Origin of the sequence: Agromyces sp. NPDC060279, from assembly GCF_042726785.1 — a bacterium.
Taxonomy (GTDB): domain Bacteria; phylum Actinomycetota; class Actinomycetes; order Actinomycetales; family Microbacteriaceae; genus Agromyces.
Genome location: NZ_JBHXBK010000002.1, coordinates 265,489 through 290,602 on the forward strand (window position 1 = coordinate 265,489; position 25,114 = coordinate 290,602).

25 protein-coding genes and 1 tRNA gene are annotated in these 25,114 nt (G+C 74.4%); 12 read left to right on the forward strand and 14 right to left on the reverse strand.

Annotation, left to right across the window (positions count from 1 at the left end; all coding sequences use genetic code 11):
- Window positions 1-19 precede the first annotated feature (19 nt).
- From ACFWE1_RS09875 to ACFWE1_RS09900, 6 genes are all read right to left on the reverse strand, one after another.
- Window positions 20-676: a response regulator transcription factor gene (locus ACFWE1_RS09875; protein ID WP_189086340.1), complete on the reverse strand. Its 657-nt coding sequence runs from the start codon at window positions 674-676 to the stop codon at window positions 20-22.
- Window positions 677-1,921: a hypothetical protein gene (locus tag ACFWE1_RS09880; protein ID WP_376933297.1), complete on the reverse strand. Its 1,245-nt coding sequence runs from the start codon at window positions 1,919-1,921 to the stop codon at window positions 677-679.
- A complete protein-coding gene (locus ACFWE1_RS09885; RefSeq protein WP_376933298.1) occupies window positions 1,918-3,072 on the reverse strand; it encodes a sensor histidine kinase in 1,155 nt (384 codons plus the stop codon). The genes ACFWE1_RS09880 and ACFWE1_RS09885 overlap by 4 nt, the downstream gene beginning before the upstream one ends.
- A gap of 111 nt (window positions 3,073-3,183) precedes the next feature.
- A complete protein-coding gene (locus tag ACFWE1_RS09890; protein ID WP_376933299.1) occupies window positions 3,184-4,389 on the reverse strand; it encodes a homoserine O-acetyltransferase in 1,206 nt (401 codons plus the stop codon).
- A gap of 134 nt (window positions 4,390-4,523) precedes the next feature.
- Window positions 4,524-5,846: a bifunctional o-acetylhomoserine/o-acetylserine sulfhydrylase gene (locus ACFWE1_RS09895; RefSeq protein ID WP_376933300.1), complete on the reverse strand. Its 1,323-nt coding sequence runs from the start codon at window positions 5,844-5,846 to the stop codon at window positions 4,524-4,526.
- Window positions 5,847-5,964: 118 nt separating this feature from the next.
- Window positions 5,965-7,125, reverse strand: coding sequence for an acyltransferase family protein (locus ACFWE1_RS09900; protein ID WP_376933301.1), 1,161 nt, complete (start codon window positions 7,123-7,125; stop codon window positions 5,965-5,967).
- Window positions 7,126-7,159: 34 nt separating this feature from the next.
- Here ACFWE1_RS09900 and ACFWE1_RS09905 point away from each other — a divergent pair, with 34 nt between their 5' ends.
- The 12 genes from ACFWE1_RS09905 (at window position 7,160) to ACFWE1_RS09960 (ending at window position 17,908) form a co-directional block, all read left to right on the forward strand.
- Window positions 7,160-7,942, forward strand: coding sequence for an SDR family oxidoreductase (locus ACFWE1_RS09905; RefSeq protein WP_376933302.1), 783 nt, complete (start codon window positions 7,160-7,162; stop codon window positions 7,940-7,942).
- Window positions 7,939-8,709, forward strand: coding sequence for a potassium channel family protein (locus ACFWE1_RS09910; RefSeq protein WP_376933303.1), 771 nt, complete (start codon window positions 7,939-7,941; stop codon window positions 8,707-8,709). The genes ACFWE1_RS09905 and ACFWE1_RS09910 overlap by 4 nt, the downstream gene beginning before the upstream one ends.
- A complete protein-coding gene (locus ACFWE1_RS09915) occupies window positions 8,690-9,205 on the forward strand; it encodes a phosphoribosyltransferase (protein WP_243568797.1) in 516 nt (171 codons plus the stop codon). The genes ACFWE1_RS09910 and ACFWE1_RS09915 overlap by 20 nt, the downstream gene beginning before the upstream one ends.
- Window positions 9,202-9,918: a Type 1 glutamine amidotransferase-like domain-containing protein gene (locus ACFWE1_RS09920; RefSeq protein ID WP_376933304.1), complete on the forward strand. Its 717-nt coding sequence runs from the start codon at window positions 9,202-9,204 to the stop codon at window positions 9,916-9,918. The genes ACFWE1_RS09915 and ACFWE1_RS09920 overlap by 4 nt, the downstream gene beginning before the upstream one ends.
- Window positions 9,918-10,616 carry a uracil-DNA glycosylase gene (locus tag ACFWE1_RS09925; protein ID WP_376933305.1) on the forward strand — a complete coding sequence of 233 codons (699 nt, stop codon included), beginning with the start codon at window positions 9,918-9,920 and terminating at the stop codon, window positions 10,614-10,616. Before ACFWE1_RS09920 ends, ACFWE1_RS09925 begins: the two co-directional genes overlap by 1 nt.
- A gap of 71 nt (window positions 10,617-10,687) precedes the next feature.
- Window positions 10,688-11,266, forward strand: coding sequence for a GNAT family N-acetyltransferase (locus ACFWE1_RS09930; protein ID WP_376933306.1), 579 nt, complete (start codon window positions 10,688-10,690; stop codon window positions 11,264-11,266).
- Window positions 11,267-11,300: 34 nt separating this feature from the next.
- Window positions 11,301-12,734: an amidase gene (locus tag ACFWE1_RS09935; protein ID WP_376933307.1), complete on the forward strand. Its 1,434-nt coding sequence runs from the start codon at window positions 11,301-11,303 to the stop codon at window positions 12,732-12,734.
- Between the two features lie 69 nt (window positions 12,735-12,803).
- Entirely contained in the window at window positions 12,804-13,772 is a 969-nt protein-coding gene (locus ACFWE1_RS09940; RefSeq protein WP_376933308.1) for a siderophore-interacting protein, read from the forward strand.
- Window positions 13,772-14,830, forward strand: a complete 1,059-nt coding sequence (locus tag ACFWE1_RS09945; protein WP_376933309.1) for a FecCD family ABC transporter permease — start codon at window positions 13,772-13,774, stop codon at window positions 14,828-14,830. The genes ACFWE1_RS09940 and ACFWE1_RS09945 overlap by 1 nt, the downstream gene beginning before the upstream one ends.
- Window positions 14,827-15,891 (forward strand): FecCD family ABC transporter permease, encoded by a 1,065-nt coding sequence (locus tag ACFWE1_RS09950; protein WP_376933310.1) that lies wholly within the window; start codon window positions 14,827-14,829, stop codon window positions 15,889-15,891. Before ACFWE1_RS09945 ends, ACFWE1_RS09950 begins: the two co-directional genes overlap by 4 nt.
- Window positions 15,888-16,835 (forward strand): ABC transporter ATP-binding protein, encoded by a 948-nt coding sequence (locus ACFWE1_RS09955; protein WP_376933311.1) that lies wholly within the window; start codon window positions 15,888-15,890, stop codon window positions 16,833-16,835. Before ACFWE1_RS09950 ends, ACFWE1_RS09955 begins: the two co-directional genes overlap by 4 nt.
- Before the next feature lie 44 nt (window positions 16,836-16,879).
- Window positions 16,880-17,908, forward strand: a complete 1,029-nt coding sequence (locus ACFWE1_RS09960) for an iron-siderophore ABC transporter substrate-binding protein (protein WP_376933312.1) — start codon at window positions 16,880-16,882, stop codon at window positions 17,906-17,908.
- 155 nt (window positions 17,909-18,063) lie between these two features.
- On the opposite strand, the gene ACFWE1_RS09965 is transcribed toward ACFWE1_RS09960, so the two are convergent.
- From ACFWE1_RS09965 to ACFWE1_RS10000, 8 genes are all read right to left on the reverse strand, one after another.
- Window positions 18,064-18,480, reverse strand: a complete 417-nt coding sequence (locus ACFWE1_RS09965; RefSeq protein ID WP_376933313.1) for a Fe-S oxidoreductase — start codon at window positions 18,478-18,480, stop codon at window positions 18,064-18,066.
- The gene (locus ACFWE1_RS09970) at window positions 18,477-19,328 is read right to left on the reverse strand and encodes an arginase family protein (RefSeq protein WP_376933314.1); all 852 of its coding nucleotides are present in this window, start codon (window positions 19,326-19,328) and stop codon (window positions 18,477-18,479) included. Before ACFWE1_RS09970 ends, ACFWE1_RS09965 begins: the two co-directional genes overlap by 4 nt.
- Before the next feature lie 92 nt (window positions 19,329-19,420).
- Entirely contained in the window at window positions 19,421-20,155 is a 735-nt protein-coding gene (locus ACFWE1_RS09975) for a PspA/IM30 family protein (protein ID WP_376933315.1), read from the reverse strand.
- A gap of 97 nt (window positions 20,156-20,252) precedes the next feature.
- Entirely contained in the window at window positions 20,253-22,280 is a 2,028-nt protein-coding gene (locus ACFWE1_RS09980; RefSeq protein ID WP_376933316.1) for a TPM domain-containing protein, read from the reverse strand.
- Window positions 22,281-22,364: 84 nt separating this feature from the next.
- Window positions 22,365-23,159 carry a hypothetical protein gene (locus ACFWE1_RS09985; protein ID WP_376933317.1) on the reverse strand — a complete coding sequence of 265 codons (795 nt, stop codon included), beginning with the start codon at window positions 23,157-23,159 and terminating at the stop codon, window positions 22,365-22,367.
- The gene (locus tag ACFWE1_RS09990) at window positions 23,146-23,676 is read right to left on the reverse strand and encodes a sigma-70 family RNA polymerase sigma factor (protein ID WP_376933318.1); all 531 of its coding nucleotides are present in this window, start codon (window positions 23,674-23,676) and stop codon (window positions 23,146-23,148) included. The genes ACFWE1_RS09985 and ACFWE1_RS09990 overlap by 14 nt, the downstream gene beginning before the upstream one ends.
- A 119-nt stretch (window positions 23,677-23,795) precedes the next feature.
- Window positions 23,796-23,868 (reverse strand) — tRNA-Arg (locus tag ACFWE1_RS09995).
- Between the two features lie 50 nt (window positions 23,869-23,918).
- Entirely contained in the window at window positions 23,919-25,112 is a 1,194-nt protein-coding gene (locus ACFWE1_RS10000) for an ROK family protein (protein WP_376933319.1), read from the reverse strand.
- Window positions 25,113-25,114 lie beyond the last annotated feature (2 nt).

Sequence of the window (25,114 nt, forward strand, 5' to 3'; positions counted from 1 at the left end):
GGCGCCGCGGCCGGCCGTGTCAGTCGGTCTGCAGCAGGATGCCGTCGGCGATGGCACGCTTGCGGAGCGCGACCTTCGTGCCGACGTCATAGCCGGCGACGCGGTACTTCTCGCGGATGCGCTTGAGGTAGCTCTTCGCGGTCTCCTCGGAGATGCCGAGCTGGAACGCGACCGCCTTCACCGGCTGCCCGGCGCCGTAGAGCGCCATGACGCGCCGCTCCTGCGCCGACAGCTTCGGCGCCTGCACCGCGTCGGCGTCGGCGAGCGTCGTCTCGAGCTCGGGCGTGATGTACGAGTCGCCGAGCCGCGCCGCCCGGATCGCCTCGACGATCGTCTCGACCGGCTCCGACTTCACGAGGTAGCCGAGCGCGCCCGCGTTCAGCGCCTCGCGGACGACCGCGGGCTCCGAGTAGGTGCTCATCAGCATCGTCTGCACGCCGGCCGACTTCAGCATCGACAGCTTGAGCGAGACCGGGATGTTGTCGCGCAGGTCGAGGTCGAGGAGCACGACGTCGGCCGGGAACTCCGGATGCGCGAGCAGCTCAGACCAGGACGGCACCGCGGCGACGAGCTGGATGTCGGGCGCAGCACCCCGCAGCCACTCGGATAGGGCGCCGAGCAGCATGCGGTGATCGTCGACGATCGCCAGGCGGATCGGTGCGGCCGGTTCAGGCATTCATCTTCCCCTCGTTCGGGCGCTCCGAGGCGCCGAAGCGGCTGCCGGGGCGTTCGGGTCGACCGGGCAGACGAGTTCGATCCTGATCGAATCCGACGCGGACACGACCTCGTGACTTCCGAGACTACCGAGTGCATCCCAGATGGCGGGGTCCAGATGACGCCGCGCCACGCCGGAGACCTCGATCTCGATCGCGAGCGGACCCCGTTCGTCGTCGTCGAACGGCTCGCTGCGCACCCGCACGACGACCCTCGCGCCCGCGGCCCGACGCGGCCGGCGCTCGCCCGCGATCAGCCAGAGCGTGAGCAGCAGGCCGTCGCGCTGGGCCGGGGCGAGGACGCCCGCGTCGCCGTCGGGGTCGTCGATCGTGACGCGGCGGCTGAGGTACGCGGATTCCGTCACGGCGTGCTTCAGCCAGGTGTCGCTGCGGCCCTCGATGAGGCGGACGCGGAGCTTCGCCGCGAGCGCGCCGGCCCGCAGGGCCGCGTCGGTCGGCAGCGGGATCGGCAGCCGGCCGGAGCCGACGTCCTCGAGCAGCGACTCGGCGTCGAAGTCGAGCCGCGCCAGCTCCTCGGAGGCGCGCATGCCGACCGCGCTGCGCGGCGTCTGCACCGTGCTCTGCACGAGCGAGAGGTCGAGCTCGCGTCCGACGAGCCGGCGGAACCCCACGATCGCGAGCGCGGCGACGACGACGGGCAGCACGGCGGACGCGGCGACCGCGACGCCGACGACGACGAGGGGACCGGCCGCGGGCAGCTGCACGAGGGAGGCGATCGCGATCGCCGCGCCGATGACGCCGGCGACCACGACGGGCACACGGCGGCCGCGCAGCGTCGTCACGGGCATCAGCACGACGGCGGAGGCCGCGGCGGCCGTCGGCGTGACGCCGAGGTGCAGCAGGCCCCGGGTCGCGACGAGGTCGAGACCCACGGGCACGGCGAGCGCGGTGAACAGTGCGAGGTAGACCCAGGCCGGCATCCGCGGCGAGAACAGCCGGGAGACGACCCCGCCGGCGAGGACGATCGCGAGCGCGATCCACGCCGCCCAGGGATCGTGGCCGGCCGGATACGCGCCGACCGTGGCGAGGAGGTGCACGAAGTGCCCGGCGACGAGCACCGCCGCGGCGATCGTGATGCCCGCCGACATCCGCCGCCCGCCGTGCCGCTCGCGCATGTCGACGGCGGCGCGCGCCGAGCGCGCCGGTCGCCGGAACGAGCGTTCGATGGTCGAGTGCAGTCCGCTCACGGCTTCGGCACCTCGAGCATGACGGTCGTTCCGGCGCCGGGGGAGGAGAAGACTCTGGCGCGCCCGCCGACGGCGTGCAGGCGGCCGACGACGGACTCGGCGAAGCCGAGCCGGCCGGGCTCGACGGCATCGGTCTGGAAACCGGTGCCGGCGTCGGTGATCATCGCGCGCACCGCGCGTTCGTCGTCGGTGACCGTGACGTCCGCCTCGTTCACGCCGGAGTGCCGGCGCACGTTCTCGAGGCACTCCCCGAGGGCGCCGAGCAGCGCATCGAGGCTGTCCCGAGGCAGCAGCAGCTGGCCGGCGCCGTGCCAGTTCACGTCCAGGCCCATCCGGGCGAAGCGCTGGCGCACCGACTCGAAGGTCGAGCCGAGCGCGTCCTCGTCGGCCTCCGGCGCGTACATCGGATGCGAGCCGACCTCGAGCGGCACGCCGAGGCGCAACTGGCGCAGCAGGCGGGCGTCGTCGCGGGCCTGGTCGCGCAGGGCGGCCTGGCCAACGCCCACGCCGGAGTGGGCCAGGAGGCTGAGGGTCGCGAGCACGGTGTCGTGCAGCAGGCGGGCGTCCTGGCGCTGCTGGGACTCCGCCTCGCTCGCGAGGCGCTCCGCCTCGTGCGCCCGGCCGACCTCCGAGATGCGGTCCGCCGCCCGGTCGATCGCGCGCGCCGTCCAGGTGGCGAGCAGGCCGCAGGCCGCCCAGCCGGCGATCGCGGCGACGATGGGGAGCAGGGAGCCGCGGCCGGCGACCGCGCCGATCCAGACGGCGATGACGACGAGGACGGCGAGGCTCGCGACGACGAGCTGGCCGTGGCGCCGCGGGACGAGGGTCAGCGCGAGCGCGGCCGTCGCGGCGCCCGCGATCGCGGCGATGGCGGTCGATCCGGCCGGGCCCGGCGTGTCGAGGCCGACGAGGAGGATGGCGGCGACGCCCGGGGCCGCCGCGCCGAGCGCGGGGCCGAGCTCGCCGCGCTCGGTGTGCAGCACGATCGCCCCGGCGACGAGCAGGGTGAGCACGATGGCGACGATGCGGCCGACGAGGCCGGTCGAATCGGGGACGAGCAGGCACAGCACCGCCCCGGCGCACCCGGACAGCCCGGTCAGCCGCGCGATCCGGGCGAGGAGCCGGTCGCGTTCGTTGTGGATGCGATGCACGATCTTCCTCAGCCGAACAAGGGCGCCCGCGACGGAAGCCCGATAGTCGAACCCTAGTGCAGAGCGGGCCGGCGGCGCTCGTTCGAGCGGCGAAGCGCGCCGGCCGGCGGCTCAGGCGGCGAGCAGCGCCGCGATCGCGCGGCCCACCGCGTCGGACTCGATGAGGAAGGCGTCGTGCCCGTACTCGGAGTCGAGGACGACCGGATCCGGGCCGTGCACGCTGCCCCGCAACTGCGCCGCGATCTCGCGCTGCCCGGCGAGCGGGAAGTACCGGTCGCTCTCGATGCCGAGCACGAGGCTCTTCGCCTCGATGCCGGCGAGCGCCGCCGCCGTGCCGCCGCGTCCGCGGCCGACGTCGTGCGAGTTCATCGCCTCGGTGAGCACGAGGTAGCTGTTCGCGTCGAAGCGGCGGGTGAACTTGTTGCCGTGGAAGTCGAGGTACGACTCGACGGCGAAGCGGCCGCCGCCGCCGAGGGGGTCGAGCCCCGACTGCCAGCTGCGCGCGAAGCGGTCGTTGAGCTCGGTCGCCGTGCGGTAGTTCAGCATCGCCATCCGTCGGGCGAGCGCGAGGCCCCGACTCGGGCCCTCGCCGTCGGCCGCGTCGTAGTAGGCGCCGCCGGCGAAGGCGGGGTCCGAGCGGATGGCCTCGAGCTGCACCGAGTTCAGGGCGATCTGGTCGGCGGTCGCTGCGGGCGGACCGGCGAGCACGGCGATCCGCTCGACCCGCTCGGGAGCCGTGATCGCCCACTCGAGCACGTGCATCGCGCCCATCGAGCCGCCGACGACGGCGGCGAAGCGGTCGAGGCCGAGTTCGTCGGCGAGGGCCTGCTGCGCGGCGACCTGGTCGCGGATCGTCAGGAACGGGAAGCGCCCGCCCCACTCCACCCCGTCGGGCGCGAGCGAGGCCGGGCCGGTCGAGCCCTGGCAGCCGCCGAGCACGTTCGGGGCGATGACGAACCAGCGCTCGGTGTCGATCGCACGGCCCGGGCCCACGACGTCCTCCCACCAGCCCGCGCTCGGGTGCCCGGGTCCGGCGGAGCCCAGCACGTGGCTGTCGCCGGTGAGCGCGTGCAGCACGAGCACGGCGTTGTCGCGCGCGGGGGAGAGCTCGCCCCAGGTCTCGTAGGCGATCGTGACCTCGGGCAGCGTCTCGCCGGACTCGAGCCGGACTGTGCCGATCTCGGCGAAGCGGCGGTCGCCGACCGGGTCGCCGATGCGCCAGGCGCCGGTCGCCGGGGCCCGGCCGAGCAGGCTGTGCGCGCGCGCCTCCGGCACGATGCTCGCCGGGACGACGTCCGCCTGCCGCTGCCAGTCCATGCCTTCGATTCTCCCCGAGCGGGCGGGGCGCGCGGGCATTGTTACGGTCGCGGCATCCGGTGGGCGCGGACCCGCGCAGACGACGGATGCCGCAGGCGCTGGCCTGCGGCATCCGGGTCGTGCTGGGCTTCGCGTTACGCGCGCAGCGCCTCCGAGGCGGCGCGGGCGGCGGCGAGGCCGGCCTCGAGGTCCGCCTTCAGGTCGTCGATGTTCTCGATGCCGACCGAGAGGCGCACGAGGCCGGGCGTCACGCCGCTCGTGAGCTGCTGCTCGGGCGTGAGCTGCGAGTGGGTCGTCGAGGCCGGGTGGATGACGAGCGAGCGCACGTCGCCGATGTTCGCGAGGTGCGAGAACAGCGAGAGGTTGTCGACGAGCGCGCGGCCCGCGTCGACGCCGCCCTTCAGCTCGAAGGACAGCACCGCGCCGACGCCCTTCGGGGCGTAGCTGTTCGCCGCCGCGTACCAGGGGCTCGAGGGCAGGCCGGAGTAGTTCACGCTCGCGACGTCCGGGTGGTCGTCGAGCCACTCGGCGATCTCCTGCGCGTTCTGCACGTGACGCTCGATGCGCAGCGACAGCGTCTCGATGCCCTGGATGAGCAGCCAGGCGCTGTTCGGCGAGATCGCCGCGCCGAGGTCGCGCAGCAGCTGCACGCGGGCCTTGATGATGTAGGCGAGTCCGTCGCCGACCGCGGCGGTGTAGCTCGCGCCGTGGTACGAGGGGTCGGGCTCGGTGAGGCCGGGGAACTTCTCGACGTTCTTCGACCACTCGAACTTCCCGCCGTCGACGATGATGCCGCCGATGGTGGTTCCGTGGCCGCCGAGGAACTTCGTCGCCGAGTGGATGACGATGTCCGCGCCGTGCTCGAACGGGCGGATGAGGTACGGCGTCGCGATCGTGTTGTCGACGACGAGCGGGATGCCGGCGTCGTGCGCGATGCCCGAGACGAGGCCGATGTCGAGCACGTTGATCTTCGGGTTGCCGATGGTCTCGGCGAAGAAGAGCTTCGTGTTCGGGCGCACCGCGCGGCGCCACTCCTCGGCGTCGTCCTGGTTCTCGACGAAAGTGGTCTCGATGCCGAGCTTCGCGAGGGTGTACTTGAAGAGGTTGTAGGTGCCGCCGTAGATCGAGCTCGACGAGACGATGTGGTCGCCCGCCTGCGCGATGTTCAGCACCGAGAAGGTCGCCGCCGACTGGCCGGAGGCGAGCAGCAGCGCGCCGGTGCCGCCCTCGAGCGCGGCGACGCGCTCCTCGACGACCGCCTGGGTCGGGTTCTGGATGCGGGTGTAGATGTTGCCGAACTCGGCGAGCGCGAAGAGGTTCTGCGCGTGCTCGGCGTTGTCGAAGACGTACGAGGTCGTCTGGTAGATCGGGGTCGCGCGGGCCTTCGTGATCGGGTCGGGGGCGGCGCCGGAGTGGACCTGCTTGGTCTCGAAGCGCCAGTCGGCTGCGTTGCTCATCGAGCTCTCCTTCGGTTCGGCCGGCTCGGGTGGCCCGGCCGTGTTGCGACCACGCTAGGCGGGGCGCGCAGGCCGGGCAACGCGGCCCGACACACGGCGTAACCGCTGGGCGGTCCGCTCAGTCGCGCGGCGCGGGCGGGCCCGTGGGCGGCGCCGTGCCGGCCGGGCCGGGCGGGAGCGCCTCCGGGGGCAGCACGATCGTGCCGGTCGCCGTCGAGGGTTCCGGGCGGAACAGCCACCTGGCGCGCGGCTCGACGAGCGGGCGGAAGACCCGGCGCACGGGCTTCAGCGACAGCACGATCGAGATGCCGACGCAGAAGACGATCATCGCGGGCAGCACCCAGAACGGCTGATCGCCCTCCAGCACCCCCGACTCGCGGAACGGGTAGAGCACGAAGCTGTGCAGCAGGTAGATGTACATGGTCGCCGCGCCGAAGGGCGTGAACCAGTGCGCGCCGCGCGGCATGAGCGTGAGGAAGGCGACCGCGAGCACCATGGCGGTGACGAGCAGCCCGAGCCGGATGGCACCCGTCCACGGCTCGTCGTAGCCGAGGTCGGGGTAGGACTCGTCGTAGAGCAGGAATCGGCGCAGCTTCATATCGCGCCACCACTCGATCGCGGTCGGCATGGCGATGAGGACCGCGGCGAACAGGGCGATCGCCCCCGCCCGCCAGCGCCAGGCCACCCGCGCGGGCAGCGCCAGCCAACGGCCGGTGATGCGCCACTGACGCAGCTTCCAGCCGAAGACGAAGAACGGCAGCATGCCGAAGGTGCGGCTGAGGGCGAGCGTCGAGTCGATCGTCTCCGAGTAGCCGGCGGCGACGGAGATCGCGATCGCGATGAGCAGGGGCGCCCGCAGCATGACCAGGTAGGGCAGCACGACGCGCCACACCGCGAGCGCGATGAGGAACCAGAGGGTCCAGGAGGGCGTCGCGTAGTCGAGCCCGACCCCAGTGCCCAGGAGGAAGCGCAGCACCGTCCAGATCGTCTCGAAGATCAGGTACGGCAGCACGATGTCGGTGATCACCTGCCGGATGGACCGCGCCGTCGGCGGCCCCGACTTCGCGAAGTAGCCCGAGACGGTGACGAACACCGCGACGTGGAACGAGTAGATGAACAGGTAGACGCTGTAGGCCGAGTTGGACTCGCCGATGAGCGGCAGGATGCCGTGGCCGACGACGACGAGGACGATCGCGATCCACCTCGCGTTGTCCCACAGCGGCACCCGTTTCTTCTGGTGCGGCTGGGACTTCGTCGGCGTCGTCGGCGTGGAAGGCATCGCCCCATTGTTCCAGCACGGGCAGAATAGGCGCATGAACGGCAGACGGGCAGTGGTCACCGGGGCGAGCTCGGGCATCGGCGAAGCCACGGTGCGGGCGCTCCGCGCCGAGGGCTGGGAGGTGGTCGCCGTCGCGCGGCGCGAGGATCGGCTGCGCGCGCTCGCCGAGGAGACGGGCGCCGCGTTCATGGTCTGCGACGTCACCAGGCAGGACGACGTCGACGCCCTCGCCGCCGAGCTCGCCCGGGGCGGGCCCGTGCACGGGCTCGTGAACAACGCGGGCGGGGCCAAGGGGGTCGCCTCCGTCGAGGCATCCGATCCCGAGGACTGGCGCTGGATGTTCGAGGTGAACGTGCTCGGGCTGCAGCGCGTCACCGCGGCGCTCCTGCCGCTGCTGCGGCAGGGGGCGGCCGAGCGCGGCGTCGCCGACCTCGTCAACGTGACCTCGGTCGCCGGGCACGTGCCGTACGCGGGCGGCGGCGGGTACAACGCCGCGAAGTCGGCCGCCCACGCCGTCACCGCGGTGCTCCGGCTGGAGCTGAACGGCGAGCCGATCCGCGTCGTGGAGGTCGCGCCCGGGATGGTGCGCACCGAGGAGTTCTCGCTCGTGCGGTACGGCGGTGACCGGGAGAAGGCGGATGCCGTCTACGCCGGTGTGGCGGAGCCGCTCGCCGCCGAGGACGTCGCCGCGGTCATCGCCGACGCGATGGGCAAACCGCGGCACGTCGATCTCGACCTCATCGTCGTGAAGCCCGTGGCGCAGGCCGCCCCGCACCTGCTGGCGCGGGGCCCGCTCGAGGTGCGGACCGGGCGATGAGCGCGACGGGCGGGGGTGCGCGCGATCGTGAGACCGCCCGCCGCCGCGCCTGGGAGGACCGCACGACCGGGCCGCTCGTCGTGCTCGGGATCGGGTTCCTCGTCGCCTACGCGACCCTCGTGCTCACGGAGGCGCTGCCGCCCTGGCTCGTGCTGACGCTGCAACTGCTCCTCATCCTCTCCTGGGCGACCTTCGTCGTCGACGTCGTCGTGCGCTGCGCGCTGACCCCGCGCGGGCACCGGATCGCCTTCCTCGTGCACCACCCGCTCGACGTGCTCTCGGCGGTGCTGCCGGTGTTCCGCGCGCTGCGGGTGGTGAGTCTCGTGCACCGGGTGCGCTACTTCCGGGGGCGCGGCGGCGACGCCTTCCGCGCGCGGGTCGTCTCCACGATGCTCGTCTACGCTGTCGTCTTCATCGTCTTCATCGCGCTCGCCACGCTGAACGCCGAGCGGGACGCTCCGGGCGCGACGATCCAGAGCTTCGGCGACGCGATCTGGTGGGCCTGCGTCACGATCGCCACTGTCGGCTACGGGGACATGTACCCCGTGACGGTCGCCGGCCGCATCTTCGCGGTGATGCTGATGATCGGCGGGATCGCGATCGTCGGCACCGCCTCGGCCACGATCGTGTCGCTGTTCACCGAGCGCCTCGGCCAGCTCCGCGAGCACCCGCGCGAGGAGCGCGAGCGCCCGGGCGAGCGGCGGCCCGCGGATGCCGGGGCGGCCCCCGACGCCGTACCCTTGCAGGATGACCTTCGACGCGAATGACGCGGCCATCGGCGAACCCGATGTGCGTCGCGAGATCCTCGGCTGGGACCAGTTCGGCGAGGCGGCGAGAACCCTCGCCGCGGACGTGCTCGGGTCGGGGTTCCGCCCCGACGTCGTCATCGCGATCGCCCGCGGCGGGCTGCTGCTCGCCGGCGCGATCTCGTACGCGCTCGGCACCAAGCAGTGCGGCTCCATCAACGTGGAGTTCTACACCGACATCGAGCAGGTCCTGCCCGAGCCGATCGTGCACCCGCCGATGCTCGACGCGCCGGCGCTCGCCGGCCTGAAGGTGCTGCTCGTCGACGACGTCTCCGACTCGGGCCGCACGCTCGCGAAGGTGCTCGAGCTGCTCACCGACGTCGGCTCGGAGGTGCGCACGGCGACGCTCTACACGAAGTCGCGCACGGTGCTGGTGCCGGACTACAGCTACCGGGCGACGGACGACTGGATCGTCTTCCCCTGGTCGGCGCAGCCGCCGGTGCAGGTCACCGCGTGAGCGTCCACCTGCTGGGCGGTGGCGCGCTGGAGCCGGCGGACGCCCCGCTGTACGCCCCGTTCCTCGCCGAGGCGGCGGCGCGCGCCCGGGCGGCCGGCCGCACCGCGCCCCGCGTCGCGATCGTGTCGATCCACCCGGGCGGTCCGGACCGCGCCGAGGTGCTGCGCGGGGTGCTCGCCGCGGCCGGCGCGGTCGAGGCGCACGTGACGAGCTCGCCGGGCGGCGAGCCGCTCGCGCTGACCGCGATCGCGGACGTCGACGGCATCCTCGTCGGCGGCGGCATCGTGGAGCAGGTGCGCGCCGGGCTCGAGCCGCTCTTCGGCGAGCTGCGGCGTCAGGTCGCGGGCGGCGTGCCCTACCTCGGCGTCTCGGCCGGTGCGATGATCGCGGCCGAAGGCGCGCTCGGCGGCGGCTCGCGCATCGACGGCGTGCTCGTCGCGCCCGAGGACCCGGCCGAACCCGGCCCCGAGTTCGAGGTGGAGGCCGGCATCGGCCTCGTCGACGTCGCGATCGACGCGCACGTCGCGCAGCGCGGCACCCTCTCCCGGCTCGTGGCCGCCGTGGAGTCCGGGCTCATCGACGGCGCCCTCGGCATCGACGAGCGCACGGTGCTCATCGTCGGCGAGGGCGGGCTGCGCGTCGAGGGCGAGGGCAGCGTGTGGCGCGTGCTGCCCGGCGACGGCGGCGTGCTCGTCTCGACGATCGCCGCCTGATGGCCCCCGCGAAGACCCTGCCGGAGCTCGCCGAGGCCGGGCTCATCGACCCGGGCTGGGCGGCCGCGCTCGAGCCGGTCGCCCCGCGCATCGCGGAGCTCGGCGAGTTCCTGCGCGCCGAGCAGGCCGCCGGTCGCGGCTACCTGCCGGCGGGCGACCGCGTGCTGCGCGCCTTCTCGCAGCCGATCGACGACGTCCGGGTGCTCATTGTCGGGCAGGACCCGTACCCGACGCCGGGGCATCCGATCGGGCTGAGCTTCGCCGTCGAGGCGCACGTGCGACCGGTGCCGCGGAGCCTCGGCAACATCTACAAAGAGCTGCGCGACGACCTCGGCGTCGAGCCCCCGGCCCACGGCGACCTCGGCGCCTGGAGCCGCAACGGCGTCATGCTGCTGAACCGGGTGCTGACCGTGCGCCCCGGCACGCCGGCCTCGCACCGCGGCAAGGGCTGGGAGGCCGTCACCGACCACGCCATCCGCACGCTCGTGGCCCGCGGCACGCCGCTCGTCGCGATCCTCTGGGGGCGCGACGCGCAGTCGCTGAAGCCGCTGCTCGGTGAGACGCCGACGATCGAGTCGGTGCATCCCAGCCCGCTCTCCGCCTCACGCGGCTTCTTCGGCTCGAAGCCGTTCAGCCGGGCGAACGCGCTGCTCGAGGCCCAGGGCGGCACCCCGGTCGACTGGTCGCTGCCCGCCTGAGCCGCGCCGCCGCCCCGGCCGCATCCGCCGCCGAAACGCGCCCGCAACACCGACCGCGTAGGCTGACCGCCATGCTCGAGGAGGAATACCAGCAGCGGCGCGTGCCGCCGCCCCACCTGCGTCAGGTGGAGCCCGCCGAGCCGCCGTTCGAGTTCGTCATCCGGCCGGCGACGCCCGCCGACCTGCCGAGCGTGCGCGAGATCTACAACTACTACGTGGCGAACTCGACCGTGACGTTCGACGAGGACGCCATGACCCTGCGCGAGTGGCGGCAGAAGTACGCGATGCTCGACAAGCTCGGGCTGCCGTTCCTCGTCGCCGAGTCCCCGTCCGGTCAGCTGCTCGGCTACGCGCTCGCCGCGCCCTGGCGGCAGCGGCGCGCGTACCGGTACACGGTCGAGAACTCGATCTATCTCGGCCCCGCGGCATCCGGCAAGGGCCTCGGCCGGGCGCTGCTCACCGCCCTCATCGACGCCGCGACGGCGGCGGGGCTGCGCGAGATGATCGCGGTCATCGCCGACCAGGGCGCCGAGGCCTCGCTCGCGCTGCACGAGAAGTTCGGCTTCGTCGAGATTGGCAGGATGGGCCGGGTCGGCTTCAAGTTCGACCGCTGGCTCGGCACGGTGCTGCTGCAGAAGAACCTGCGCTGAGCGCGGGCGCCGCCGACGGTCGTAGGCTCGACGGATGAGCGATCCGGTGGAACTGCACGAAGCGACCGCCCTCGAGCTGCACCAGCTGCTGCAGCGCGGGGCGGTCTCGCCGAGCGAACTCGCCGCCCACTTCCTCGCGCGCATCGAGCGGCTGGGCTCCGAGCTCGGCGCGTTCGCCCACGTCGACGCGGAGGGCGCGCTCGAGCGTGCGCGCCACGTCGAGCGGGAGGTGCCGAAGACGGCGCCGCTCTGGGGGATGCCGCTCGCGGACAAGGACCTGCAGCTGCGCGCGGGGATGCCGGCCCGCTTCGGCTCTCGGGCCTTCGCCGACTTCGTGCCCGCCGAGTCCGACGCGCTCGTGCGCGACGTCGATCGGGCCGGCGCCGTGAGCCTCGGCAAGACCGCGACGCCCGAGTTCGGGTTGCCGTCGTACACCGAGGGGCTCGCCTTCCCGCCCGCGCGCACGCCCTGGGACCTCGCGCGCGGCGCCGGCGGCTCGAGCGGCGGCGCCGCGGCGGCGGTGGCGGCCGGGCTCCTGCCGTTCGCCCCCGGCTCGGACGGCGGCGGCTCGATCCGCATCCCGGCCGCCTCCTGCGGGCTCGTCGGGCTGAAGCCCTCGCGCGGGCGCGTCCCGGGCAGCTCGGGGATCGGCAGCCTCGCCGGGCTCGGCGTGGCCGGCCCGATCGCGCGCACGGTCGCGGACGCCGCCCTGCTGCTCGACGGGATGGTGGCCCCGGCGGGCTACCCGGGGGAGCATCCCTTCGCGCTCCGTGCGCCCGGCTCCGACGGCCCCTTCCTCGGGGCGGCCATCCGCGGCGAGGGGCGCTACCAGCTCGGCGTGATGACCGAGACGCCGTGGGACGACTTCACCGAGATCGTCGTCGAGCCCGAGGCGCACGCCGCCCTCGAGCGCGGCATCGAGCTCGCCGACCGGCTCGGACACGGGGTCGAGGCCGTGCCGCCGGCGCCCGAGCCCGGCTATGCCGACGCCTTCCGGGCCGTCTGGCAGGCGGGCGCGGGCGGCATCCCCGTGCAGGGCGAGGGGGAGGAGCTGCTCGAGCCGCTCACCCGCTGGCTGCTCCGCCGTGGCCGCGCGCTGCCGGCGACCGAACTCGTCGCGGCGCTGTCGTGGCTGTCGGACTACGAGCAGCGCGTCATCCGCCGTCTCGCGAGCTACGACGCGGTGCTCACCCCCGCGCTGGCCATGACGCCGCGTCCCGTCGGTTGGTACGACGCGGAGGACGGCGAGCGCAACTTCGCCCAGCAGGTCGCGTTCACGCCGTTCACCTCCTTCGTGAACGTCACCGGGCTGCCCGCGATCACGGTGCCGGTGACGTTCACCGAGGGCGGGCTGCCGATGGGGGTCCAGCTGATCGGGCGGCCGGGCGGCGAGGCCGTGCTGCTGTCGATCGCGGCGCAGTTCGAGCGCCGTGCCGGCGTCGTGGGGCGGCGTCCGCCGGTCTGGTGATCGGGGCACTGCGCGCGGTTCGCGGAATTGGCTCTTCGCCCCGGCGGAGCGATGTGTAAGACTTAGGTAATGCTTACCTCAGTAGCGGAGCCGATCGTCCGCCCTCGGCCGGCGTACCGCAGCTTCTCCGCCGCCGTCGCGCGGGCCGAGCGACTGTCGCCCCACTTCGTCAGGGTGACGTTCGCGGGCGAGGAGCTCGCCGACTTCGGCACCGCCGGCCTCGACCAGCGCGTGAAGCTCGTCTTCCCGATCGAGGGCCGCGGCTTCGCCGACTTCCCGGAGGGGGAGGACTGGTACCGCGCGTGGCGGGAACTGCCCGCCGAACGGCGCAACGTGTTCCGCACCTACACGGTGCGTGCCGTGCGCCCGCACCGCTGCGAGGTCGACGTCGACTTCGCGCTGCACGGCGACCTCGGGCCCGCCTCCGCCTGGGCCGCCCGGGCGAGCGCCGGCGACGAGCTCATCATCATCGGCCCCGACGAGCGCAGCCCGGAGCGCACCGTCGGCATCGACTTCCGCCCCGGCGCGGTCGACACCGTGCTGCTCGCGGGCGACGAGACCGCGGCGCCCGCGATCTGCGCGATCCTCGAGCAACTCCCCGCCGACGCCTCGGGCGCCGCCCTCATCGAGGTGCCGAGTGCCGAGGACGTGCTCCCGGTCGCCGCACCCGCCGGCGTCGAGGTGCGCTGGCTCGCCCGCTCCGCGGCCGACGCCGTGCACGGGGAGCGCCTGATTCCCGCCGTGCGCGACTGGGTCGTGCGGGCGACGACGGCGAACGGCTCGGGCGAGGCGGACGCCACCGCGGATGCCTCGGGCGCCGCCGCCCTCGCCGCGGCCGAGCGGGCCGACGGCGACGACGTGCCGCTCTGGGACGTGCCGGAGGGGCGGAGCCTCGACGGGGCCTGCTACGCCTGGCTCGCCGGCGAGGCATCCGTCATCACGGCGCTGCGCCGCTTCCTCGTGCGCGACGCCGGCCTCGACCGGCGCCAGGTCGCGTTCATGGGCTATTGGCGGCGCGGTCGCGCCGAGCTGGAGTGATGCGCGCCGTCGGTACCGTCACCACGGGCCAGCACGCGCCCTCCGCGCCCGCCCCGCGCCGGCCGGCCCGCTCGCGGCCCGGACGGGTCGTGCTCGTCTTCGGCCTCGCGGCCCTGGTGCTCGTGCTCATGGTGCTCGCGAGCCTCGCCTTCGGCGTCCGGGCGATGGACCCCGCGCAGGTCTGGCGGGCGATCTTCTCGCCCGACACGGCCGACCCGGACCAGTTCGTCGTGCTCCAGCTGCGCGTGCCGCGCACGGTCATCGGGCTCGCCGCGGGCGTCGCGCTCGGCCTCGCCGGCACGGTGATCCAGGGCGTCACCCGGAACCCGATCGCCGATCCGGGCCTGCTCGGCATCAACGCCGGCGCCTCGCTGGCGGTCGTACTGGGCATCTCCTTCGTCGGCATCGTCGACCCGCTCGGCTACATCTGGCTCGCCTTCGCCGGCGCCGGGCTCGCGGCCGTCGCGGTGTTCTCGATCGGCCGCGGGGAACCCGTGCGGCTCGCACTCGTCGGGGCGGCCGTCACGGCGTTCATCACCCCGCTCATCGCGCTCGTGCTGCTGCAGGACACCGAGGCGTTCAATCAGTACCGCTTCTGGGCGGTGGGCTCGCTGACGGGACGTGACCTCGCGACCGTGGGCGTGCTCTGGCCGTTCCTGCTCGTCGGCGCCGTGCTCGCGTTCTTCCTCGCGCACCGGCTCAACCTCCTCGCCCTCGGCGAGGACGTCGCGAGCGCCCTGGGCCAGCGCGTCGGGGTCACTCGCGGGCTCGCGGGCGTCGCGATCGTGCTGCTCTGCGGCACCGCGACGGCCCTCGCCGGCCCGATCGCCCTCGTCGGGCTCGTCGTGCCGCACGCGGCGCGCCGCCTGATCGGCAGCGACTACCGCCTCGTCATGCCGCTCGCGCTCCTCCTCGGGCCCATCATGCTGCTCGCGGCCGACGTCCTCGGCCGGCTCGTCGTGCCGAACTCCGAGCTCGAGGCGGGCGTCGTCGCGGCCTTCCTCGGCGCGCCCGTGCTCATCGCCGTCGCGCGCAGCCGGAAGGTGGCCGGGCTGTGACCGCCCTGGGGGTGCGGCCCGGCCGCGCGGACGCGCCGACGGGCGTCGGACTGCTGCACGAGGTGCGCCGCCGTCGCCGCCGTCGCGGGCTCGCGGTCGTGCTCGTCGTCGCCGCGCTCGGGCTCGCCGTCGCGCTCGTGGCTGCCTCCCTCGGCGCGGCGGCCGTCTCGCCCGACCGGGTGCTCGCGGTGCTGTTCGGGCAAGGAGAGAAGGTCGAGCGCTTCGTCGTGCTCGAACTCCGCCTCCCGCGGATCGTGGCGGCCCTCGTCGTCGGCTGGGCGTTCGGGCTCGCCGGTTCGGTGTTCCAGGCGGTGCTGCGCAACCCGCTCGCGAGCCCCGACATCCTCGGCATCTCGTCCGGGGCGAGCCTCGGCGCCGTCTGGGCGATGCTCGGCCTCGGCCTCGCCGGCATCTGGGTCACGGGCTTCGCCTTCGCGGGCGGGCTCCTCGTCGCCGTGATCATCTGGGCCGTCGCCTGGCGGCAGGGGCTGCACGGCATCCGCTTCGTGCTCGTCGGCGTGGGCCTCGCCTACGTCTGCGGCTCCACGGTCAGCTGGCTGCTCGCCCGCGGCGACGTCCGGCAGGCGCAGCAGGCGCTGCACTGGACGGTCGGCAGCGTCGCTGACGTCCGCGGCGACGACCTCGCGGGCCTGCTCCTCGGGGTCGCGGTGATGTCGCTCGTCGTCGCGCTCGCCTCGCGCCTGCTCGCGGTGCTCGCGCTCGGCGACGACCACGCCGCGTCGCTCGGCGCCCGGGCGCACGCGGGACGCGTCGTGCTGCTCGCGGCGGCCGTCGGACTCGTCGCCGTCGCCGCCGCGATCGCGGGGCCCATCGCCTTCGTCGCGCTCATCGCGCCCGCCATCGCTCGCCGGCTCGTCGGCAGCGGCGGCGCGGCGCTGCTCGCCTCGGCCGTCGTCGGCGGCGTGCTGACGCTCGCCGCCGACGTCGTCGGCCAGTTCGCGATCCCGGGGCTGATGGCCCCGGTCGGCATCGTCACCGGCCTGATCGGCGCCCCCTATCTGCTCTGGCTGCTCGCCCGCACCGAGAGGACCCGCGCATGACCCCCCGCGCACGCACCGTCGACCCCGCCGTGGAGGTCGCCTCGCTTCGAGCCGACGCCGGGCCCGTCCCGACCGAGGCATCCGCGCTCCGCCCGTCCGCCGACCACCCCGTCGGCCTCGCCGCCGAGGGCGTGAGCCTCGGCTACGACGGCCGTCGCATCGTCGAGGACCTCTCCCTGCGGCTGCCGGCGGGACGGATCACGGCGATCGTCGGCCCGAACGCGTGCGGCAAGTCGACGCTGCTGCGCGGCCTCGCGCGACTGCATCCGCTGGAGGCCGGTCGCGTCACGCTCGACGGCCACGACGTCGGACGGATGCCCCGTCGCGAGCTCGCCCGCCGGCTCGGCGTGCTGCCGCAGTCCTCGGTCGCGCCGGACGGCGTGCGCGTCGCCGACCTCGTGGGGCGCGGGCGCTATCCGCACCAGGGCTGGTTCGGCCGGCACTCGAGCGGCGACGACCTGGCGGTGGCCGAGGCGCTCGAGGCGACCGGGATGGCGGAGCTCGCCGACCGGCCGATCGACGAGCTCTCCGGCGGGCAGCGCCAGCGGGTCTGGATCGCGATGGTGCTGGCGCAACAGCCCGAGGTGATGCTGCTCGACGAGCCCACCACCTACCTCGACCTCGCCCACCAGCTCGAGCTCCTGGACCTGCTCACCGCGCTGAACCGCGAGCGCGGCACGACGATCGTGATGGTGCTGCACGAGCTCAACCTGGCGGCGCGCTACGCCGACCATCTCGTCGTCATGGCGGGCGGTCGCGTGGTCGCCGAGGGGGAGCCCGCCCGGGTGCTCGACCGCGAAACGGTGCACGGCGCGTTCGGGCTCTCGGCCGAGGTGATCGACGACCCGGTCTCCGGCGGTCCGCTCATCGTGCCGATCGGGCGGTTCCACTCGGCGCAGGCCGTCACGGAGCGCAACGCGGGTTCCGAATCCACCCTCGGTTAGGTTAGCCTGTCCTTATCATCCCCCGATCGACTCGAGGAGTCCCTGTGCGTCTTCGCCGTTCCCTGATCGCCGTGGCCGGTGCCGCCGTCGCCGCGATCGCCCTGTCCGCCTGCGCCGGCGGGAGCACCGAGCCCGCCGCGAGCGACGCGCCCGTCACCGGCGGGGGCTTCCCGATCACCATGGAGCACGCCCTCGGCGAGACCGTGATCGACCAGGCGCCCGAGCGCGTCGCCACCTGGGGCTGGGGGTCGACCGAGGCGGCCATCGCCCTCGGCGTCTACCCCGTCGCGATCGGCGAGCAGATCTGGACCGTCGGCGCCGGCAACTACCTGCCCTGGGTCGAGGCCGCCTACGAGGACGCCGGCGTCGAGCTGCCCGCCCTGCTGAGCGACCCCGAGGGCGGCGCGACGGTGCCCTACGAGGAGTTCATCGAGGCCGACCCCGACCTGATCCTGGCGCCCTACTCCGGGCTCACGCAGGAGCAGTACGACACGCTCTCCGAGATCGCGCCGGTCGTGGCCTACCCCGAGGCGCCGTGGACCACCCCGTGGGACGAGGAGATCCGCATCACCGCCGAGGCGCTCGGCCTCGCCGAGCAGGGCGACGAGCTGCTCGCCTCGATCTCCGATCAGCTCGCCGAGACCGCCGCGGCGCACCCCGAGTTCGCCGGCAAGACCTTCGCCGGCGTCTGGGACGGCGACGGCTTCGTCTCGGTCTACACCGCGGCCGACTCGCGCATCGAGGTGCTCACCGAGCTCGGCCTCGAGGTCGCGCCGAGCGTGTCGAAGCTCGACACGAGCGAGGGCGGCTTCTACTACGAGCTCAGCTACGAGCAGCTCGACCAGCTCGACGCCGACTTCATCGTGAGCTACCACAACTCCAAGGAGGACGCGGCCGCCTTCCTCACCAAGCCCGAGCTGCAGGCCATCCCCGCGGTCGGCGCGGGCCGGGTCGCCCAGGTCTCCGACCCGGTCACCGTCTCCTCGGTGTCGCCGCCCACCGCGCTCAGCTTCGACTGGGAGGGCGGCCTGCCCGCGCTCGTCGACGAGATCGCGGCGGCGCTCGCCGAGTAGTCGGCTCGGTCGAACGGCCCGGATGCCTCGACGCATCCGGGCCGTTCCGCGTCCGCGCCCCGTTCAGAACTCAGGAACACCCCGATCGGCATCCCTGCGAATCCGGGCATCGCGCAGCGGCACGCCGCGCAGAACGGCCACATGTTCCTGAGTTGTCAGGGGCGGCGGCGGGGGAGATAGCCGCCGTCCTCGAGACCGGCCTCGATCTCGAAGCGGTTCTTCAACGGATCGCGGCCCGCGAGGAAGTACAGCAGCGGGAAGAGCATGCCGTACTTCCGCCACTGCTGCCGGTGCACGGCTTCGTGCACGAGCACCCGCGGCCCGACGTTGCGATCGGTGAGGTAGCAGCCGCCGACGCAGGAGCCGCCGCGGCCGAAGGTCCACTTCGGCATCCCCTGGAAGATCCAGAGCCCGTCGCGCCGCTCGATGCGCCCGGTGCTCCACAGCGAGCCCCAGACGAAGCCGACGGCCGTCGCCCACCAGTAGCCGGCGCGGCTGAGCGGCGAGTCGGTGAGGCGCAGCACGACGCGGCGCGGCTCCCGGGCGGGGATGCCGCGGGCGCCGCCCGTCACGCCTCGCCCCGCTCGGCCGAGGTGAGCGCGGCGACGAGGCGGAGGATCGTCGGCAGGTCGTCCTCCGCGGCGAGCGGGGAGCCGGGGGCGAAGCCGGCGATCGCGGCGCCCGCGATCGGGAAGCGCGCGACGACCGCACGGAGGGTGGCGGCGAGCGTCGCGGCGTCGACGCCGAAGGGCATCGGGTAGGAGAGCCCGGCGAGCGCGGAGGGGTCGAGCACGTCGAGGTCGATGTGCACGAACACGCGGCTCGCGCCCGTCGCCTCGAGGGCGCCGACGACGACGGTCGGGTCAGAGAGGTCCTCGACGGTGAGCGTCTGCACGCCGTGCTCGTCGATGTAGCGGCGCTCCTCGTCGTCGAAGGCCCGGGCGCCGCCGAGCACGATGCGCTCTGGCGGCACGCGCTGCGACTCGTCGAGCCGGAGCCCGTCCGCACCCTCGCCGGCGATGGCGCGGAGCGTCATGCCCCCGAACCCGCCCGAGGGCGAGCTGTCGGGCGTGTTCAGATCGGGGTGGGCATCGAGCCACAGCACCGCGAGCTCGCCCGTGCCGCGCGCCGAGGCGTGGCCGACCGCGGCGAGCGAGGCCCCGCAGTCGCCGCCGATCGTGAGCGCCCAGTCGGGGACCTGCTCGAGCACCAGCGCGGCGGCCTCGCGCACGCGGCGGATCGTGCTGTACCGCTGGACGCCGGTGCCGAGTGCCTCGCCGGCCTCGACGGGCACCTCGACGGTGAGCGTCGCGGCGGAGGGCAGATCGCCGCGGATCGCCTCCGCTCCGTCGACGTGGCTCATCGCGCGAGCGGAGACGGAGCCCTGCCAGAGGGGGACGACGACGAAGGTGGCCGGCATGGTCTCCAGTATCGCCCCTCGACGGGGGATCGGGGGAGAACGGCGGATGCCCCGAGCTTCCGCCCGGGGCATCCGACTCGTACGCGCGCGGATCAGCCGCCGATCGCGCCCTGGCCGCCGCCGGCCTTCAGCGCGGCGAGCCGCGCGTCGACCTCGGTGAGCTCGCCGAGGTCGTCGAGCTCGTTGAACTGGGCGTCGAGGCTCGACGCGGCGATCTCGGCCTGGCCCCGGACGAGCGCCTCCTCGCGGCGGATCTTCTGCTCGAAGCGGCCGAGGTCGCTCGTCGGGTCGAGGATGTCGATCGACTTGACCGCGTCCTGCACCTGGCGCTGCGCCTGGGCGGTCTTCGCCCGGGCGACGAGCTCGTTGCGCTTGTTCTGCAGCTCGACGAGCTTCTGCTTCATGCCGTTCAGGCCGGCCTTCAGCTTGTCGACGACCTCGGTCTGCGCGGCGATCTGCGGCTCGGCGGCCTTCGCCTCGTTCTCGGACGAGATCTGGCGGCTGAGCGCGACCTTCGCGAGGTTGTCGAACTTGTCGGCGCCGGCGGCGTCGCCGGCGCTGCGGAGCTCGTCGGCCTTTCGGCTCGCGGCGAGGGCCTTGTCGCCCCACTCCTTGGCCGCGTCGACGTCCTCGCGGTGGTCGTCCTCGAGCAGGCGCAGGTTGCCGATGGTCTCCGCGATGGCGGCCTCGGCGTCGGCGATGGAGTTCGTGTAGTCGCGCACCATCTGATCGAGCATCTTCTGCGGGTCTTCGGCCTCGTCGAGGAGCGCGTTGATGTTCGCGCGGACGAGCTGCGAGATGCGACCGAAGATGGACTGTTTGGCCATGGCGGTTCCTTTCCTGTGGCGGGTCAGCGGATGCCGTCGGCATCCGTCGGGTCGTCGGGCCGGCCGGTGCCGGCGGGTCTGGGGCGGGCTGGGCGGATCAGAATCGGCCTCCGCTCCCGCGGCGGGATCGCGTGCCTGAGCCGCCGAAGCTGCCGGCGGAGCGGCGCCCGGAGCTGCCGCCGCCGAATCCGCCGAAGCCGCCCGAGGAGCTGGAGCCACCGCCCCAGCCGCCGCTCGAGCGACGGCCGCCGCCGCCTCCGCCGCCGAGCAGGTTGTCGATGAGGATGCCGCCGAGCACCGCGCCGAAGAGGTCGCCGCCGGAACTGCGGCCGGCCGGGGCCCCGCCGCCGTACCCGGAGCCGTACCCGCCGCCGCCGAAGCCGCCGACGTCGGTGCGCGCGAGCGAGATCGCCTCGTCGGCCAGGCGTTCGGCCTGCTGCGCGGTGGCGAGCGCCGCGACGGGGTCGCTCGCCGCCTGGATGCCCGCCTCCGAGACGAGCCGGCGCGCCTCGGCGACCCTCGTGCGGGCCTCCGGGCCGATGGCGCCGCGGCGGGCGACGATGTAGTCCTCGGCGGTCTGCGCCTTGGCCGAGGCGGCGGCGAGCGTGCGCTGCAGCTGGGCCGCGGCGCGCTGGGCGCGTTCTGCCGCATCGCGCGCGCCCGCGATCGCCTGATCGATGGCGGCGTTCGCCTGGGCGAGCCGCGCCTGCAGGGCGAGCGGATCGCGCGGGGTGGCCGCGAGGGCGCTGCGGAGCGCGGCGGCCTCGGCGGCGGTCTGCTCCGCGAGCGCGGCGAGCCCGTCGCCCGGCATGCCGCGGGCGGTCTGCACGTCCTGCTCGAGGTCGGCGGCGCCCGCGGCGATCGCCGCATCCGCGGCGGCGAGCTCGGCCGCGAGCCGCTCCACGGCCGCCGCGAGCAGCTTCGCCTGGTCGACGGCCTCTTCTGCGGCGCGGATCTCGACGGCGGCCGGGCCCTGCTCGCCGCGGGCGAGGGCCGCCTCGGCCTCGGCCATCGCCTCTCGCGCGAAGTCGAGGCGGGCGCGCGCCTGCGCCGGGTTGTCGGCGATCGCGGCGAGGGCGGGGGCCGCGTACTGCGCCTGCAGGGAGGCGAGCCGGGCCGCCGCCGGCGATGCGTTGGTCTCGACGGCGTCCGCCGCCTGCCGCACCCGGGCGAGCGCCTCCGGGGCGGTGCGTTCGAGCTCGCGCAGGGCGTCGAAGCGCTCCGCTTGCGCGTCGAGCAGCGCGTCGGCTTCGCCGGTCACGCGGATGATCGTCGTGTACCACTCGCGGCGCTGCTCGTCGGTGTCGGGGATCTCGTCGTCGAGCTGCTGCTGGATCGCGAACGCCTCGCGCACCTTGCCCTTGGCGGCGGCGAGCGCCTCGCGGAACGGCGCGGTGGCCTCCTCGCCGTACGAGGCGACGGCGAAGCCGAGCTCCTCCTCGCTGGTCTTCAGCGCGTCGTCGATCTGCACGAGGGCGCCGCCGGCCGTGCGGCGCAGCTCCTCGAGCGACGGCGGCGGGGGAGCGCCCGGCGCAGCGGTCCCGCCGCCACGCCGGCGGCGGGAGCGGACGACGAGCACGATCACGATCACGATGCCCGCCAGGACGAGGAGAGCGAGGAGCCAGCCCCACCATCCGCCCGCCGCGCCGTCGCCGCCGGCGATCGCGTCGGCCGCCGCGGTCGCGGCGCCGGCCCAGTCGCCGTCGCGGAGCCGGGGTTCGACGATCTCCGAGCTGATCCGGTCGAGCTCGGCGTCGGAGAGCGAGGCGCTCTGGTCGGCCGAGAGGTAGTAGGCGCGGCCGTCGACCGCGACGGCGAGGAGGTAGTCCTCGGCGCCCATGTTGGCGCCGACGGCGGTGTCCGCGGCCCACTCGACGGCGGAGGACGGGTTCGTGAACTCGTCGACGTAGGCCACGTAGAGCTGGCGGCCGCTGCGCTCGCCGGCGTCGACGAGCGCCTGCTCGACGGAGCCGAGCTGATCGCCCAGCACACCGGCCTGATCGACGACGGGGGAGCTGCCGAACGAGACCGGATCCTCCGCGTGCGCGATGCCCGCGGGCGCGGTCACCGCAGCGAGGACGGCGCCGAGCGCCAGCAGCATCGAACCCAGACGTCGCTTCGACATGTACCAGCAGCCCTCCGCCCCGGGACCAGACGCTCCAGAGTCTATGTCCCGCCCCCGAACTGGCGCCACCGGAGAGCGCGGCGCTCAGCGGACCGTCAGCTGCACCGGCTCGGAGACGAGGGGGACGCCGAGCGCGGCCCCTGAGGCGGCGAGCGCGACGGCGGCGCTCAGCGCGTAGGAGCCGGGCGCGAGCGCGGGGAGGGCGCTGGGGTCCGTGAGGGCCGCCTCGTCGTCGCAGCGCACGGCGCGCACCGGGGCGGTGAGCTCGATGCCCTCGCCGGGCTCGAGCGCGAGCGGCGTCCGCACCGCCTCGAGTCCGCTCGTGTGCCACCGCGTCACCTCGTCGGCGACGGTGAGCGCCGGCCCGGCGAACAGCTCGCCGCGGTACGGGGCGTCGCCCGTGTTCGTGAGCGTCACGGTCGCCTGCGCGCTGCCCCCGGCGTCGAGCGGGGGAAGCGCCGTGATCGCGATCGCGAGACCGTCGGCGGTGGGCGTGTTCGCCGCGGCGGGCGGCGTCCCGCACGGATTCAGCCGGTCGATCGGCCGCAGTGCGAGCTCCTCCTGCGGCGGCTCGTCCGCCGGGGCGACGCCCGTCGCAGGCGCCCCGGCGGCGTCGCCGTCGGCCTCGGTCGAACTGCTCGCCGGAGCGTCGGCCGTGGTCGACCCCGCGTTCATGCCGAGGCCGCCGGAGAGCACGACGCCGCCGATCGCGAGCACCGCGACCGCGCTCGCCGCCCCGCTCACGACGGCGGTGCGGCGTCGTCGGCGTTCGCGCCGGCTGCGCGTGAGCACGCCGTCGAGGTCGAGCCGGGCGCCGTCGGCGCCCTCGGCATCCGCGTGCAGGGCGCGACGCAGCGCCTCAGGGTCAGGGCGTTCCATCTCCGCCTCCCGTTCCGACGGCCGGATCGGCCGCGATCATGCTGGAGGAGAGCGCCCGCAGCCCGTCGCTCAGATAGCGCTTCACGGAGCCCTGGGCGATGCCGAGGACGCGGGCGATCTCGGCGACCGGCAGGTCCTCGTAGTACCGCAGCACCAGGCACGCCGACTGCCGCGGCGAGAGCGCGCGCAGCCGCTCGGCGAGATCGATCCGCTCGTCCACCGCCTCGGCGGCGCCGGCCGTCCGCTCGGGCTCGACGGCGAGGTGCCTGACCCGGCGCCAGGTGTCCCGCCGCCTCGAGCGGTCGATGACGAGGTTGAGGATGGCCCGGCGCACGTACGCCTCGGCGCGCGGCAGCTCGAGCGAGCGGCGGGGCTTCCCGAAGGTGCGGACGAGGGCGTCCTGCACGAGGTCGGCGGCCTCGTCCCGATCGCCGCAGAGCAGGTAGGCGTAGCGCACGAGGGCGTCGCCGCGCTCGGCGACGAGCCGCTCCGCGACCCGGTCCCATGCGCTCGCCACGTTCGTTCCTCCCGACGGCGGACGATCCGCCGTCACGTGAAGAGACGAGTGAGTCGGCGAATCGGTTGGGGCGGAAACGCGAATGACGCGGGACTCGTGTCCCGCGTCATTCGAACTCGTGCCCCCGGAGGGATTCGAACCCCCGACCTACGGTACCGGAAACCGGCGCTCTATCCCCTGAGCTACGGAGGCGCACAGCTGTCAACAGTAGCACCCCGCGAGGGGCGCGCCGAACGCGCGGCTCAGTGCACGACGAGGCTCGCGACGGTGTCGAGCAGGTCCTCGCGCACCTTCGCGCGCAGGTACGTGCGGCCGCCGCGGAGCACCGGCACGTCGCGCACCTCCGTCGCCACGACCTCCGGGTACCAGCGGCTGATCCGGCGGATCGCCGCCTGCACGACGGCCGCGAGCTCGTCGCCGCCGATCGCCGCGACCGGGCCGGCCAGCACGAGCTGTCGCGGGTCGAGGGTGGCGAGGAGCGGCAGGACGGCGTGCGCCACGCGCTCGCCGAACTCGGCGGTGAAGCGGGCGCGCACCTCGGGTCCGGCGGCGGCGAGCGCGGCGAGGGCCGTCGGGTGGTCGACGGCGGGCAGCCCCTCGGCCCGGACGAAGCGCTCGACCGCGCGGCCGCCGACGAGGTCCTGCACCGTCTGGGCGTCGGGGTCCATCGCGCGCGCCTCCGCGGAGAGCGGCAGGAAGCCGATCTCGCCGGCGCCGCCGAAGCTGCCGCGGTGCAGGTCGCCCGCCACGTCGAAGGAGGCGCCGACGCCGTTGCCGAGCCAGACGAGCGCGAACACCTCGCCGTCGACCCCGGCGCCCGAGTCGCGCTCCGCGACGGCGGCGAGGTTCACGTCGTTCTCGATGAACACCGTGCGGCCGAGGGCCGCCTCGAGCGTCTGCCGCACGCGCAGCACCGGCCAGCCGGGCAGCGTCTCGGTGAACAGCTCGCCCTCCTCGCCGGGGTCGACGTAGCCGGCGGTGCCGATCACGACGGTGTGCACCGCGTCGGGGTCGGTGCCGGCCGCCGCGCTCGCGTCGGCGATGGCGCGGCGGATCTCCGCGACCGCGTCGCGGTCGGCGGCCGCGGCGGGCAGCGGGAACCGGGCGACCGGATGCTCCGTGCCGACCGCGTCGACGACGGTCGCCCGGAGCTCGGCGGCGTCGACGTCGACCGCCACGCCGAGCGGGCGGTCGATGCGCGCCGCGTACAGCGCGGCGTTCCGGCCGGGGGAGCCCGCGACCGTGCCGCGCTCCTCGATGACCCCTGCGGCGAGCAGCCGGGTCATCATCAGCGACGCCGTGGGCTTCGAGACGCCGACGATCTCGCAGATCCGGTTGCGGGTGAGCGGGCCGTGGTCGAGCAGCGCCGAGAGTCCGACCCGGTCGTTGACCGCGCCGAGCCACGATGGCGTGCCCTTGGCAGATCGCGCAGCCATCC

What these genes read in the sequence shown, in the direction of transcription:
- ACFWE1_RS09945 (WP_376933309.1), top strand. Translation starts at nt 13,772, where the DNA reads ATGCGCGCCGTCGGTACCGTCACCACGGGCCAGCACGCGCCCTCCGCG.
- ACFWE1_RS09925 (WP_376933305.1), top strand. Translation starts at nt 9,918, where the DNA reads ATGGCCCCCGCGAAGACCCTGCCGGAGCTCGCCGAGGCCGGGCTCATC.
- ACFWE1_RS09900 (WP_376933301.1), bottom strand. Translation starts at nt 7,125, where the DNA reads ATGCCTTCCACGCCGACGACGCCGACGAAGTCCCAGCCGCACCAGAAG.
- ACFWE1_RS09905 (WP_376933302.1), top strand. Translation starts at nt 7,160, where the DNA reads ATGAACGGCAGACGGGCAGTGGTCACCGGGGCGAGCTCGGGCATCGGC.
- ACFWE1_RS09975 (WP_376933315.1), bottom strand. Translation starts at nt 20,155, where the DNA reads ATGGCCAAACAGTCCATCTTCGGTCGCATCTCGCAGCTCGTCCGCGCG.
- ACFWE1_RS09980 (WP_376933316.1), bottom strand. Translation starts at nt 22,280, where the DNA reads ATGTCGAAGCGACGTCTGGGTTCGATGCTGCTGGCGCTCGGCGCCGTC.
- ACFWE1_RS09930 (WP_376933306.1), top strand. Translation starts at nt 10,688, where the DNA reads ATGCTCGAGGAGGAATACCAGCAGCGGCGCGTGCCGCCGCCCCACCTG.
- ACFWE1_RS09955 (WP_376933311.1), top strand. Translation starts at nt 15,888, where the DNA reads ATGACCCCCCGCGCACGCACCGTCGACCCCGCCGTGGAGGTCGCCTCG.
- ACFWE1_RS09915 (WP_243568797.1), top strand. Translation starts at nt 8,690, where the DNA reads ATGACCTTCGACGCGAATGACGCGGCCATCGGCGAACCCGATGTGCGT.
- ACFWE1_RS09875 (WP_189086340.1), bottom strand. Translation starts at nt 676, where the DNA reads ATGCCTGAACCGGCCGCACCGATCCGCCTGGCGATCGTCGACGATCAC.
- ACFWE1_RS09935 (WP_376933307.1), top strand. Translation starts at nt 11,301, where the DNA reads ATGAGCGATCCGGTGGAACTGCACGAAGCGACCGCCCTCGAGCTGCAC.
- ACFWE1_RS09890 (WP_376933299.1), bottom strand. Translation starts at nt 4,389, where the DNA reads ATGGACTGGCAGCGGCAGGCGGACGTCGTCCCGGCGAGCATCGTGCCG.
- ACFWE1_RS10000 (WP_376933319.1), bottom strand. Translation starts at nt 25,112, where the DNA reads ATGGCTGCGCGATCTGCCAAGGGCACGCCATCGTGGCTCGGCGCGGTC.
- ACFWE1_RS09985 (WP_376933317.1), bottom strand. Translation starts at nt 23,159, where the DNA reads ATGGAACGCCCTGACCCTGAGGCGCTGCGTCGCGCCCTGCACGCGGAT.
- ACFWE1_RS09970 (WP_376933314.1), bottom strand. Translation starts at nt 19,328, where the DNA reads ATGCCGGCCACCTTCGTCGTCGTCCCCCTCTGGCAGGGCTCCGTCTCC.
- ACFWE1_RS09940 (WP_376933308.1), top strand. Translation starts at nt 12,804, where the DNA reads ATGCTTACCTCAGTAGCGGAGCCGATCGTCCGCCCTCGGCCGGCGTAC.
- ACFWE1_RS09910 (WP_376933303.1), top strand. Translation starts at nt 7,939, where the DNA reads ATGAGCGCGACGGGCGGGGGTGCGCGCGATCGTGAGACCGCCCGCCGC.
- ACFWE1_RS09895 (WP_376933300.1), bottom strand. Translation starts at nt 5,846, where the DNA reads ATGAGCAACGCAGCCGACTGGCGCTTCGAGACCAAGCAGGTCCACTCC.